The following is a 12,695-nucleotide window of genomic DNA, read 5'->3' as shown; positions in this document are numbered from 1 at the left end:
GTTCCGTGGCAGGAGGGTTGTTATGCGTACGCAACGGTATCGGCCGCCACTGACAATCGGGTTCCCTCGGGGGGAGCCGGTCGGTGTGACCTGTACAGGTCTGGGCAGACACCAGTGCAGACGGTACAGACTACCCGCACACCCGCTTCCGGTTGAAATCCGGCCGCCGGGCCGGACAATCTGTACACAACGGGTGTGTACGGCGCTACGATGCGCCGCCTTCCGCTGGAGGTGCCCATGGCACAGGCATTGCAACCCAACACCGCCGGTTCCCTCTTCGCCTCGGACGGCAAGCCTCATCCTCTGCAGGACGCCCTGATGGCGGTGACGCTCGTCCTGGGCGTGCTGTCCTTCATCACCGCCTTCTTCCACAGCCTCCACCTACTGACCTCGTGGGCGGGCCTGGTCGCGCTGGGCACCGGCGTGTACGGACAGTGGGTCTCGGTGACCACGCGGCAGCGGTTCGGCCTCATCCTCGGGCTCGGTGCCGCAGGGGTCGGCTTCCTGATCGGCATGGCGCACGGTGGTCTGTTCGGCGGTGTCGTCGGCTGACTCCCCGGCTCGAGGCCATATGCCCAGTCGGGGCGCTCGCGAGGCGCAGTAGGCTTCGGCGCGAGAGCCGGAGCCCCTGAACCCATGGGGACACACCAGCCCGAGGAGCGCCCCGAATGAGCCTGACCCTGAGGACCATCAGTCGCGAGCAGCATCTGGCCTTCATCCAGAGCCTGCCGGCGGCGAGCCACATGCAGGTCCCGGCCTGGGCCGATGTCAAGGCGGAGTGGCGCTCGGAGAACCTCGGCTGGTTCGACAAGAGCGGTCACCTGGTCGGCGTCGGTCTGGTCCTCTACCGCCAGCTGCCCAAGATCAAGCGTTACCTCGCGTACCTCCCCGAGGGCCCGGTCATCAACTGGTACGCGCCGAACCTGGACGAGTGGATCCAGCCGATGCTGGCGCACCTGAAGCAGCAGGGTGCCTTCTCCGTGAAGATGGGCCCGCCGGTGATCATCCGCCGCTGGAACGCCGACACGATCAAGCGGGGTATCCAGGACCCGGACGTCAAGCGGCTGCGTGACCTGCAGGCCGACTACATCGAGCCGCGCGCCTTCGAGGTGTCCGACAAGCTGCGCCGCATGGGCTGGCAGCAGGGCGAGGACGGCGGCGCCGGCTTCGGCGACGTGCAGCCCCGCTACGTCTACCAGGTGCCGTTGGCCAACCGTTCCCTGGAAGAGGTCCACAAGAACTTCAACCAGCTGTGGCGCCGCAACATCAAGAAGGCGGAGAAGGCGGGCGTCGAGGTCGTCCAGGGCGGCTACCAGGACCTGCCCGAGTGGCAGCGGCTGTACGAGATCACGGCCGTCCGCGACCGGTTCCGGCCGCGCCCGCTGTCGTACTTCCAGCGCATGTGGACCGCCCTCAACACCGAGGACCCCAACCGCATGCGGCTGTACTTCGCGCGCCACAACGGCGTGAACCTCTCCGCGGCGACGATGCTGATCGTCGGCGGGCACGTCTGGTACTCCTACGGCGCCTCGGACAACATCGGCCGCGAGGTCCGGCCGTCGAACGCGATGCAGTGGCGGATGCTGCGCGACGCCTACGCGATGGGCGCCACCGTCTACGACCTGCGCGGTATCTCCGACTCCCTGGACGAGACCGACCACCTCTTCGGCCTGATCCAGTTCAAGGTGGGCACCGGCGGACAGGCCGCCGAGTACCTCGGCGAATGGGACTTCCCGCTGAACAAGCTGCTCCACAAGGCGCTCGACATCTACATGTCGCGCCGCTGAGCCGCCGGCGTTTGATTCCATAGCCTTCACAGCTTTTCCCTCTCTGATCCACCCAGCCACGAGAAAGGTCCCGGGTCCGGCCATGGCGCTCACGCTCTACGTCGACACCGCGCGCTGGCGGGCGCACCACAAGCACGTGCAGGAGCAGTTCCCAGGGCTCGTCCCGGTCTGCAAGGGCAACGGCTACGGCTTCGGGCACGAACGGCTGTCGGAGGAGGCCACACGGCTCGGCGCCGATCTGCTCGCGGTCGGCACCACCTACGAGGCCGCGCGCATCAAGGACTTCTTCGGCGGTGACCTGCTGGTGCTGACGCCGTACCGGCGCGGCGAGGAGCCCGTCCCGCTGCCCGACCGGGTGATCCGCTCGGTGTCGTCCGTCGACGGCGTCTACGGCCTCGTGGGCGCCCGTGTCGTCATCGAGGTGATGTCCTCGATGAAGCGGCACGGCGTCAGCGAGCAGGACCTGCCGCAGCTGCACCAGGCCATAGAGAACGTCCGGCTGGAGGGCTTCGCCATCCACCTGCCGCTGGACCGCACCGACGGCTCGGACGCCGTCGAGGAGGTCATCGGCTGGATGGACCGGCTGCGCGCGGCCCGGCTGCCGCTGCACACGATGTTCGTCAGCCACCTCAAGGCGGAGGAGCTGATCCGCCTCCAGCAGCAGTTCCCGCAGACCCGGTTCCGCGCCCGTATCGGCACGCGGCTGTGGCTGGGGGACCACGACGCCACCGAGTACCGCGGCGCGGTCCTGGACGTCACACGCGTGGCGAAGGGCGACCGGTTCGGCTACCGGCAGCAGAAGGCGGCCTCCGACGGCTACCTGGTGGTCGTGGCGGGCGGTACGTCGCACGGGGTGGGCCTGGAGGCCCCGAAGGCCCTGCACGGCGTCATGCCGCGGGCCAAGGGCGTCGCCCGGGCCGGTCTGGCCACGGTCAACCGGAATCTGTCCCCGTTCGTCTGGGGCGGCAAGCAGCGCTGGTTCGCCGAGCCGCCGCACATGCAGGTGTCGATCCTGTTCGTGCCCTCGGACGCCCCCGAGCCGCATGTGGGCGACGAGCTGGTGGCCCACCTGCGGCACACCACGACCCAGTTCGACCGCATCGTGGACCGCTGAGGCAGGTCACGACAGCGGGAAGGCCGTACCCGGAGTCCCGGGTACGGCCTTCCGTGTGTCCGCGCCACCGACGGGGCGCCCGGTGCTCTCAGAGCGGGCGGTCGTCGGGGGAGGGTGCGCCGGGACGGCCCCAGTCCACCGGCGGCGCCCCGAACCGGGCGTCCTGCCCCGACGGACCGGCCGCCGCGGCCCCGAGCGCGAAGGCGTCCGGCGCCCCGTCGAGCACCCCGCCCGAGGGATCGTCGTCCCCGGACCGGCGCACCACGTCCCGCTCCGGCATGAGGATGTCCCGTACGACGACGGCACACAGGTACAGCGTGCCCAGCAGGTGCACCACGATCACCCAGTGGTAGCCCTGCGTCGGCAGTCCCTTGTGGGCGTCTCCGCTGGTCGTGTAGGCGAGGTACATCCAGATGCCCAGGAAGTACGCCACCTCGCACGCCTGCCAGATCAGGAAGTCCCGCCACTTGGGCCGGGCGAGGACCGCCAGCGGCACCAGCCACAGGACGTACTGCGGCGAGTAGACCTTGTTGGTGAGGACGAAGGCGGCCACCATCAGGAAGGCGAGCTGGGCGAAGCGCGGCCGGCGCGGGGCGGTGAACGTCAGCGCGGCGATGCCGAGGAAGCACAGCACCACCAGCACGGTGGCCGCGTTGTTGATGAAGCCGGTGGTGGGCGGGTCGCTGGAGTTCTGCGCCCAGATCAGCCAGAAGGAGCCGAAGTCGACACCGCGCTCCTTGCTGAAGGTGTAGAACTTCGCCCAGCCCTCGCGGATGTGGAAGCCCGAGGAGTCATGGGTGAGCATCACCGGCAGGTTCACCACGAGCCAGGCACCCACCGCGCCCGCCAGGGCCTGGAAGAACGCGCGCCACTTCCCGGCCCGCCAGCACAGCACCAGCAACGGTCCGAGCAACAGGAAGGGATACAGCTTGGCGGCCGTGGCGAGGCCCAGCAGGACACCGAAGGCGAGGGCCCGGCCCCGCGACCACATCAGCATCGCGGCGGCCGTCAGCGCCACGGCGAGCAGGTCCCAGTTGATGGTCGCGGTCAGGGCGAAGGCGGGCGCCAGGGCGACCAGCAGGGCGTCCCAGGGGCGCCGGCGGTGGGTACGGGCCACGGTGACGGCGATGACGGCGGCGCACGCCATCAGCATCCCGGCGTTGACGAACCAGTACCACCGCTCCTGGTGCTGGATTGAGCCGCTGTGCGGGGTCAGCCAGGAGGCCACCTCCATGAACACGCCGGTGAGCACCGGGTATTCGAGGTAGTCCATGTCGCCGGGAAGCTTGTCGAAGTACGGCACGAGATCGTCGGCGAATCCGCGGCCCTGGTAGAGGTGCGGGATGTCCGAGTAGCAGGCGTGGGTGTACTGGCTGCTCGCGCCGAAGAACCAGGCGTCGTGGTAGCAGGGCGCCTTCTGGACCAGGCCGAGGGCGAACATGCCGATGGCCACGAGCGCCACGATCCGCACCGGGGTCCACCAGGAGAACCCGGGCAGGGCGCGCCGTCCCAGGGGGCCGCCGATCAGCTCACTGCCGGCGGCGGCGACCTCGTCCTCCCTGGTCGGCGGCACCTGTTCTGCCGCGGCGGACCGCACGGGCCCGGGCTCGTGCTGGCTCGCGGACGTCGTCTCTGCACTGGGCATGGGGCACATCCTGCCGTACCCGTCCCGGAAGCCGTACCCGTCCAGGAATACGCCGAGGGCCGCCGCACCTCGTGGGTGCGACGGCCCCTGTTTCACGTGAAACGCTCCGGGCGGGTCCTTCCGCGCCGGCCGGCCGGAACCGGGCTAGCCCTCCTGGCCCGCGAACCAGCCTCCGCCGTCGCTGCCGTTGCCGTTGCCATTGCCATTGCCCCGGCTGGTTCCGGGTCCGGTGGTCTCCGTGCCGGTGGGCGTCGGGAAGGTGCCTCCGTCGGTACCTCCGGTGTCCGTGCCTCCGATGCCGTTGCCGCCACCGTCGGCGCCGCCGTTGCCGTTGCCGTTGTCACCGCAGTTGTCGCCCCATCCGAAGCCGCAGGTCTCGCTCGCCGAGGGGGTCGGCGTGGGCGTCGTCTTGCTGGGAGTGGGGGTCGGCGTGGCGCTCGGGGACCGGCTCGGGGTGGGGGTGAAGCTCGGGGTCGGCGAGGGGGCCCCCGCCTGGTTCTGGACCGTGCCGATGGGGGTGGCCTTCGGGAAGCCCGGGTCGTTCTGGCCCTTGAGCGCCGCCTTCATGTAATCGGTCCACACCTGCGTCGGGATGTCACCACCGTGGATGGAGTCCGTGTTCGCGGTGCCGTTCATGGACAGCAGCCTGTGGTCCTTGGGGTTCTCACGGAACATCGCCACCGAGGTCGACAGCTGCTGGGTGTAGCCGACGAACCAGGCCGACTTGTTCTCGTCGGTGGTACCGGTCTTGCCCGCCGCCGTACGGCCGAGAGCGAGGGCCTTCGTGGCGGTGCCGTTCTGGATGACGTTCTCCAGGACGTCCGTGACGTTGTTGGCGATGTTGGGGTCCATCGCCTCCTTGGGGGCGGGCTTCGGCTTGACGAAGCTGGGCGCGTCGGTGCCGTTGTACTTGACGGCCGTCACGGAGTACGGCTCCGTCTGCTGACCGGATGCGGCGAAGGTCGCGTAGGCGTCGGCCATGCGGATCGCGCTGGGCGTGGACGTACCGATGGCGAAGGACGGGTTGAGGTCCTGCGACATGCTCTGCGGCAGGATGCCGGCCGCCTTGGCGACGTCACGCACCTTGGACATCCCCACGTCGACACCGAGCTGCACGAAGGGTGTGTTGACGGACTGCTCCATCGCCTTGCGCAGGGTGATGTAACCCCAGGGATGGTCGCTCTCGTTCTCCTGGAAGAAGTAGGAGTTGTCCTTGTTGAGGTAATACGTCCCGTCCGGCTTGCGGACCTTGAGATGGTCGTCGCCGTTGTACTTGCTCAGCGGGGACACGCCCTGTCCGCCGGACTTGTACGTGCCGTACTCCATGGCCGCGGCGAGCACGAAGGGCTTCCAGGTCGAACCCACGGGGACACCGGAGGTGTCCGCGTTGTTGGTGAAGTGCCCCTTCTCGTAGCCGTCACCGCCGTACAGCGCCACGATCGCGCCGTCCTTGGGCTTCACCGAGGCCGCGCCGAACTGGACGTACTTGTCCAGCTCCCGGTGCTCCGGGTCGAGCTTCTCCGCCTGCACGCTCTTCACGGCCTTGGCCAGCGCGCTGACCTTGTCCTTCTCGAAGGTCGTGTAGATCTGGTAGCCGCCCCGGTCGAACTGCGCCTCCGTGATGTCGGAGTGGGCGAGGACGTACTTCTTCGCCGTGTCGACCAGGTAGCTGACCTGACCGGTCATGCCCCTGGTCGCCTTGCGGCCGTCGGGCTTGGGGTACTGGGCGATGGCTTCCTTGTACTCGGCGTCGCTGAGGTGCTTGTCCTTGTGCATCTCGCCGAGGATCCACGCCCAGCGCTCCTTGGAGCGCTTCTCGTTGGCCTGCGGGGTCGCCGTCTTGTCGAGGTCCTGGTTGCCCGCGGGGTCGTAGTACGTCGGGCCCTTGAGCAGCGCGGCCAGGACGGCGCACTCGCTCGGCTTGAGGTCGACGGCGTTCTTGCCGTAGTAGGTCTGCGCCGCGGCCTGGATGCCGTACGCGCCCCGCCCGAAGTACGAGGTGTTCAGATAGCCCTGGAGAATCTGGTTCTTGTCGAGCTTCGTGCCCACCTTTATGGAGATGAACATCTCCTTGAACTTGCGGGTGACCGTCTGCTCCTGGCTCAGGTACGTGTTCTTCACGTACTGCTGGGTGATCGTCGAGCCACCCTGCGTCTGGCCGCCCCGGGCCATGTTGGCCATGGCGCGCGCGATGCCCATGGGGTCGACGCCGGAGTCCTGGTAGAAGGACTTGTTCTCGGCGGAGATGACCGCGTACCGCATCGCCTCGGGGATCTGGTCGATGCTGACGTTCTGCCGGTTGACCCCGGTGCCCGTGGCCACCATCTGGGTGCCGTCGGACCAGTAGTAGACGTTGTTCTGCGACTTCGCCGCGTCGTTCTCGTTAGGGATCGACACCATCGCGTAGCCGACGCCGATCATCACCACCAGACCGCCGACGAAGCCGACGAACAGCCCGCTGACGAGCTTCCAGGACGGCACCCAGCGCCGCCAGCCGCCCTTGCCTGCCCGGGGGTAGTCGATGAACCGCTTCTTGCCGGGTGCCGTCGTCGCACGGCCCCTGCCGCGCCCGGGGCCCGTGGTGTCGGTCCCTCTGCGCCGGCTGCCTCTCTGCGCCGCACGGCGCGCCTCGGCCCGGCCGCCGTAGGGGCGCTCCTCTCCCCCCGGGCCGGCGGAGTCCGGCTCATGGGAGCGGAGTCCATAGGAGTCGGCAGGAGACCCGGTGGCGCCTCGCGGTGCCGCACGGCGGCCGGAGGACGAGCCGGACTGGCCGCGTCGGGCCGCGGCACGTCCGCCTCCCTGCGGCTGCGGCGGTTTGCGACGGTGCTCGCTCATCGAACGATTACTCCTCGGGCAGGCGCACCCGTGCGCGCCTGGAACGGCGGCTGGTTTCCGGTCCCCCCGGAGTACGGATGTGGTCGGTTCCGCATTCACCCGTACTGCACCGGGGACGAGGACGCTCCCCAGGCGTCACGCGGTTCCCGGTGGTGTCCATGCCGCACAGACTACGCAGCACCAAAACCCACCGAGCCCCGAAGTTCACCCCAAAACAGGCAACTTGCCTCCTACGAATCGGTGATGTGATCCCGTTCACCGCCGTCCCCCTTGTCGCATGTGACGGGCCGTTCTATCGTCGTGATGTATCGAACCGATACATCAGCGCGAGATAAGGCGCTGACAGGCACTGCGAGACCTGCGGGACCACCCCGCGGGCCGGGAGGAGGCGACGATGAGCCGGCGCTCCGGCATCCTCGAGTTCGCCGTGCTCGGCCTGCTGCGGGAGTCCCCGATGCACGGCTATGAGCTGCGCAAACGGCTGAACACCTCGCTGGGTGTGTTCCGTGCGTTCAGCTACGGGACGCTCTATCCCTGTCTCAAGACGCTGGTCGCCAACGGCTGGCTGATCGAGGAGCCCGGGAACACCCATGACGACGCCCTCGCCGCTCCCCTCGCCGGACGCCGCGCCAAGATCGTTTACCGGCTGACGGCGGAAGGCAAGGAACACTTCGAGGAGCTGCTCTCGCAGACCGGCCCCGACGCCTACGAGGACGAACACTTCGCCGCGCGGTTCGCCTTCTTCGGGCAGACCTCGCGCGATGTGCGCATGCGCGTCCTGGAGGGCCGGCGCAGCCGCCTGGAGGAGCGCCTGGAGAAGATGCGCGCCTCACTGGCGCGCACCCGGGAGCGCCTCGACGACTACACGCTCGAGCTCCAGCGCCACGGGATGGAGTCCGTGGAGCGCGAAGTGCGCTGGCTGAACGAGCTCATCGAGAGCGAGCGGGCCGGGCGGGACCTGAGGGGTTCCGCGTCCGGGGGGCCCGCTCAGCAGGACACCACCAATGGAACGACGGGCGGCCTGCCCCGTCGCGGGGAGGCCCCCCGCACGGATACGCCCGACGACACCGCCACGTGAGACCCAGTCAGGGCCTCACTCGTACACACAGGGAGCAACCGGAATGGGTTCGGTTCGCGTAGCCATCGTCGGCGTGGGCAACTGCGCCGCGTCGCTGGTGCAGGGAGTCGAGTACTACAAGGACGCCGACCCGGCGTCCAAGGTCCCCGGCCTGATGCACGTGCAGTTCGGTGACTACCACGTGCGCGACGTCGAGTTCGTCGCGGCGTTCGACGTCGACGCCAAGAAGGTCGGTCTGGACCTGGCGGACGCCATCGGCGCCTCCGAGAACAACACCATCAAGATCTGCGACGTGCCCAGCACCGGTGTCACGGTCCAGCGCGGCCACACCCTCGACGGCCTCGGCAAGTACTACCGCGAGACCATCGAGGAGTCCGCCGAGGAGCCGGTCGACGTCGTCCAGGTCCTGAAGGACAAGCAGGTCGACGTCCTGGTCTGCTACCTGCCCGTGGGCTCCGAGGACGCGGCGAAGTTCTACGCCCAGTGCGCCATCGACGCCAAGGTCGCCTTCGTCAACGCCCTCCCGGTCTTCATCGCCGGCACCAAGGAGTGGGCGGACAAGTTCACCGAGGCGGGCGTCCCGATCGTCGGTGACGACATCAAGTCCCAGGTCGGCGCGACCATCACGCACCGTGTCATGGCGAAGCTGTTCGAGGACCGCGGTGTCATCCTCGACCGCACGATGCAGCTGAACGTCGGCGGCAACATGGACTTCAAGAACATGCTCGAGCGCGAGCGCCTGGAGTCCAAGAAGATCTCCAAGACGCAGGCCGTCACCTCCCAGATCCCCGACCGGGACCTCGGCGAGAAGAACGTCCACATCGGCCCGTCCGACTACGTGGCCTGGCTGGACGACCGCAAGTGGGCCTACGTCCGCCTCGAGGGCCGCGCCTTCGGTGACGTCCCGCTGAACCTGGAGTACAAGCTGGAGGTCTGGGACTCCCCGAACTCCGCCGGTGTCATCATCGACGCCCTGCGCGCCGCGAAGATCGCCAAGGACCGCGGCATCGGCGGCCCGATCCTGTCGGCCTCCTCGTACTTCATGAAGTCCCCGCCGGTCCAGTACTTCGACGACGAGGCCCGCGAGAACGTCGAGAAGTTCATCCGCGGCGAGGTCGAGCGCTGAGGCGCTGAGGACCGCTCGCACGAAACGCTCCTGCCAGGGCTGTGAAGGTCCCCGGGTCACGTGACCCGGGGACCTTCCGCTCATGTGAGGCTGTCGCCCATGCCCGTCGTACGTGACCTGCGCCTGCTGTGGAGCCTGCGGCGTTTCCGGCACCTGCTGTACGTCCGCCTTCTGTCCCAGGGCGCCGACGGGGTCTACCAGGTCGCGCTCGCCGCATACGTCGTCTTCTCCCCGGAGAGGCAGGCCTCGGCGGCCGCCATCGCCTCTGCCATGGCCGTCCTGCTGCTCCCCTACTCCCTGGTCGGCCCCTTCGCCGGTGTCCTGCTGGACCGCTGGCGACGCCGGCAGGTCTTCGTGTACGGCAATCTGCTGCGGGCCCTGCTGGCGGCGGCCACCGCCGTGCTGATCACGAGCGGCGCTCCCGACTGGCTCTTCTACGTCTCCGCGCTGTGTGTCACGGCCGTCAACCGCTTCGTCCTGGCCGGGCTCTCCGCCGCGCTGCCCCGGGTCGTCGACGCCGAGCGCCTGGTGTTGGCCAACTCGCTCTCCCCGACGGCCGGCACCCTGGCCGCGACCGCCGGAGGGGGTCTGGCCTTCGCGGTCCGGATGGTGGCGGCGGACTCCGACGCGGCGGTGGTCCTGTGCGGGGCCCTGCTGTATCTGAGCGCGAGCCTCGCGTCCCTGCGCCTGCCCCCCGGCCTCCTCGGCCCCGACCGGCGCCCGGCCCGCCCCCGTATCGGCACGGCACTCGCCGGGACCGCGCGCGAGCTGCCGGCGGCCATCCGGCACCTGACGGCGCCCCGGCGCCGCGAGGCGGCGTGGGCGCTGGCCGCGATGACGCTGATGCGCTTCTGCTACGGGGCGCTCCTCGTCCTGCTGCTCATGCTCTGCCGCCATGCCCTGGCCGGCTCCCCCGAGGAAGGGCTACGGCTGCTGGGGGTGGCGCTGGCGCTGTCCGGCGCCGGGTTCTTCGCGGCGGCCGTGGTGACGCCCTGGACGGCGGGACGGCTCGGCCCCCGCCGCTGGATCGTGGCGTGCTCCGGGGCGGCCATGGTGCTGGAGCCGGCACTGGGGCTTCCGTTCGCCACCGGGCCGCTCATGGTCGCCGCCTTCGTCCTGGGGCTGATCACCCAGGGAGCCAAGATCGCCACGGACACGATCGTCCAGGCGTGTGTGGAGGACGGCTTCCGCGGCCGCGTCTTCTCCGTGTACGACGTCCTCTTCAACGTCGCCTTCGTCGGTGCGGCGGGGGTGGCCGCGCTGATGCTGCCACCGGATGGCCGCTCGACGCCGCTGGTGATGCTCGTCGCCCTCATCTACGGCGTGATCGCCGTGACCCTGGTCCGCTTCGGGCGGCGGTGAGCCGACGAGCCGACCGGAATCCGGCAGGACAGAACGAGGGCCGATGTTTCACGTGAAACATCGGCCCTCGTTGTCGCCGTCCCGGAGGGGTGTTTCACGTGAAACACCCCTCCGGGACCCGGCTCAGCTCTGCGCGGCCCACCACTCCTTCAGGGCCGCCACCGCGGCAGCGTGATCCATGGGTCCGTGCTCCAGGCGCAGCTCCAGCATGTGCTTGTACGCCTTGCCGACGGCCGGGCCGGGGCCGACCCCGAGGATCTCCATGATCTGGTTGCCGTCGAGGTCGGGACGGATGGCGTCCAGCTCCTCCTGCTCCTTCAGCTGGGCGATCCGCCTCTCCAGGCCGTCGTAGGCCCGGGAGAGCGCCGCCGCCTTGCGCTTGTTGCGCGTGGTGCAGTCGGAGCGGGTCAGCTTGTGCAGACGGTCCAGCAGCGGGCCCGCGTCACGGACGTAGCGGCGGACCGCCGAGTCCGTCCATTCCCCGGTGCCGTAGCCGTGGAACCGCAGGTGGAGTTCGACCAACCGGGAGACGTCCTTGACCAGCTCGTTGGAGTACTTCAGGGCGGTCATGCGCTTCTTGGTCATCTTGGCGCCGACCACCTCGTGGTGGTGGAAGGAGACCCGGCCGTCCTGCTCGAAGCGGCGGGTGCGCGGCTTGCCGATGTCGTGCAGCAGCGCGGCCAGCCGGAGAGTGAGGTCGGGACCGTCCTCCTCCAGAGCGATCGCCTGCTCCAGGACGATCAGCGTGTGCTCGTAGACGTCCTTGTGCCGGTGGTGCTCGTCGCTCTCCAGACGCAGCGCCGGCAGCTCGGGCAGGACGTACTCGGCGAGCCCGGTGTCGACCAGCAGCGTCAGCCCCTTGCGCGGGTGCGCGGACAGCAGGAGCTTGTTCAGCTCGTCCCGGACCCGCTCCGCCGAGACGATCTCGATCCGACCGGCCATCTCCGTCATCGCGGTGACGACCTCGGGGGCCACCGTGAAGTCCAGCTGGGCGGCGAAACGGGCGGCCCGCATCATGCGCAGGGGATCGTCCGAGAAGGACTCCTCGGGCGTGCCCGGGGTGCTCAGCACACGGGCCGCGAGGTCCTCCAGGCCGCCGTGCGGATCGATGAAGGTCTTCTCGGGCAGTGCCACGGCCATCGCGTTGACCGTGAAGTCGCGGCGGACCAGGTCCTCCTCGATGGAGTCGCCGTACGACACCTCCGGCTTGCGCGAGGTGCGGTCGTACGCCTCCGACCGGTAGGTGGTGATCTCGATCTGGTAACCGCCCTTGTGCGCGCCGACCGTGCCGAAGGCGATCCCCACCTCCCATACGGCGTCCGCCCATGGCCGGACGATCTTCAGTACGTCCTCGGGGCGAGCGTCGGTGGTGAAGTCCAGGTCGTTGCCGAGCCGGCCGAGCAGCGCGTCCCGGACCGATCCGCCGACCAGGGCGAGCGAGAACCCGGCCTCCTGGAAACGGCGGGCGAGGTCGTCGGCGACGGGCGCCACCCGCAGCAGCTCGGCGACCGCGCGCTGCTGCGCCTGGCTCAGGGCAGAGGGAGTGTCTTCGTTGGGGTTCGGCACAACAGAAGAGGGTACGTGCCCCGCGCGCCCGAAGGCGGCCCGGCCGGAGACGGTCATCGGCGTGCGCCCGCGCCGGAGCACCCCGCCGGGGCGATGGGACAGCCCCTTGCATATCCACCGCAAGCGCAGCTCTCGCGGCGTACGGCCGCTCTCCCCTCGATACTGGATATAGGGGACGCGCC

Annotated in this window: 9 protein-coding genes; 6 read left to right on the top strand and 3 right to left on the bottom strand. The window is 69.3% G+C overall.

The window, feature by feature from the left end; all coding sequences use genetic code 11:
- Nucleotides 1-237 precede the first annotated feature (237 nt).
- From IE251_RS11435 to IE251_RS11425, 3 genes are all read left to right on the top strand, one after another.
- The gene (locus IE251_RS11435; protein ID WP_189752777.1) at nt 238-552 is read left to right on the top strand and encodes a hypothetical protein; all 315 of its coding nucleotides are present in this window, start codon (nt 238-240) and stop codon (nt 550-552) included.
- Nucleotides 553-668: 116 nt separating this feature from the next.
- Entirely contained in the window at nt 669-1,787 is a 1,119-nt protein-coding gene (locus tag IE251_RS11430) for a lipid II:glycine glycyltransferase FemX (protein ID WP_189752776.1), read from the top strand.
- A gap of 82 nt (nt 1,788-1,869) precedes the next feature.
- Nucleotides 1,870-2,901, top strand: coding sequence for an alanine racemase (locus tag IE251_RS11425; RefSeq protein ID WP_030786347.1), 1,032 nt, complete (start codon nt 1,870-1,872; stop codon nt 2,899-2,901).
- A gap of 88 nt (nt 2,902-2,989) precedes the next feature.
- Here IE251_RS11425 and IE251_RS11420 read toward each other — a convergent pair whose 3' ends face one another.
- Both IE251_RS11420 and IE251_RS11415 read right to left on the bottom strand, forming a co-directional pair.
- Complete coding sequence (locus tag IE251_RS11420; RefSeq protein WP_189752944.1) at nt 2,990-4,555, bottom strand: glycosyltransferase family 87 protein; 1,566 nt, start codon at nt 4,553-4,555, stop codon at nt 2,990-2,992.
- Nucleotides 4,556-4,690: 135 nt separating this feature from the next.
- Nucleotides 4,691-7,381, bottom strand: coding sequence for a transglycosylase domain-containing protein (locus tag IE251_RS11415; RefSeq protein WP_229896700.1), 2,691 nt, complete (start codon nt 7,379-7,381; stop codon nt 4,691-4,693).
- A 394-nt stretch (nt 7,382-7,775) separates the two neighbouring features.
- Between IE251_RS11415 and IE251_RS11410 the strand changes: the two genes are divergently transcribed.
- From IE251_RS11410 to IE251_RS11400, 3 genes are all read left to right on the top strand, one after another.
- Nucleotides 7,776-8,459, top strand: a complete 684-nt coding sequence (locus tag IE251_RS11410) for a PadR family transcriptional regulator (protein WP_189752775.1) — start codon at nt 7,776-7,778, stop codon at nt 8,457-8,459.
- A 43-nt stretch (nt 8,460-8,502) separates the two neighbouring features.
- Nucleotides 8,503-9,585, top strand: a complete 1,083-nt coding sequence (locus IE251_RS11405) for an inositol-3-phosphate synthase (RefSeq protein WP_030615128.1) — start codon at nt 8,503-8,505, stop codon at nt 9,583-9,585.
- A gap of 99 nt (nt 9,586-9,684) precedes the next feature.
- Nucleotides 9,685-10,947, top strand: a complete 1,263-nt coding sequence (locus IE251_RS11400; protein WP_189752774.1) for an MFS transporter — start codon at nt 9,685-9,687, stop codon at nt 10,945-10,947.
- A 123-nt stretch (nt 10,948-11,070) separates the two neighbouring features.
- On the opposite strand, the gene IE251_RS11395 is transcribed toward IE251_RS11400, so the two are convergent.
- Nucleotides 11,071-12,513, bottom strand: coding sequence for a CCA tRNA nucleotidyltransferase (locus tag IE251_RS11395; RefSeq protein WP_189752773.1), 1,443 nt, complete (start codon nt 12,511-12,513; stop codon nt 11,071-11,073).
- Nucleotides 12,514-12,695 lie beyond the last annotated feature (182 nt).

It is taken from the genome of Streptomyces eurythermus (assembly GCF_014649115.1).
Classification (GTDB): domain Bacteria; phylum Actinomycetota; class Actinomycetes; order Streptomycetales; family Streptomycetaceae; genus Streptomyces; species Streptomyces eurythermus.
The sequence above is the reverse complement of the archived record's forward strand: the minus strand, read 5'-3'. Positions and strand labels throughout refer to the sequence as shown.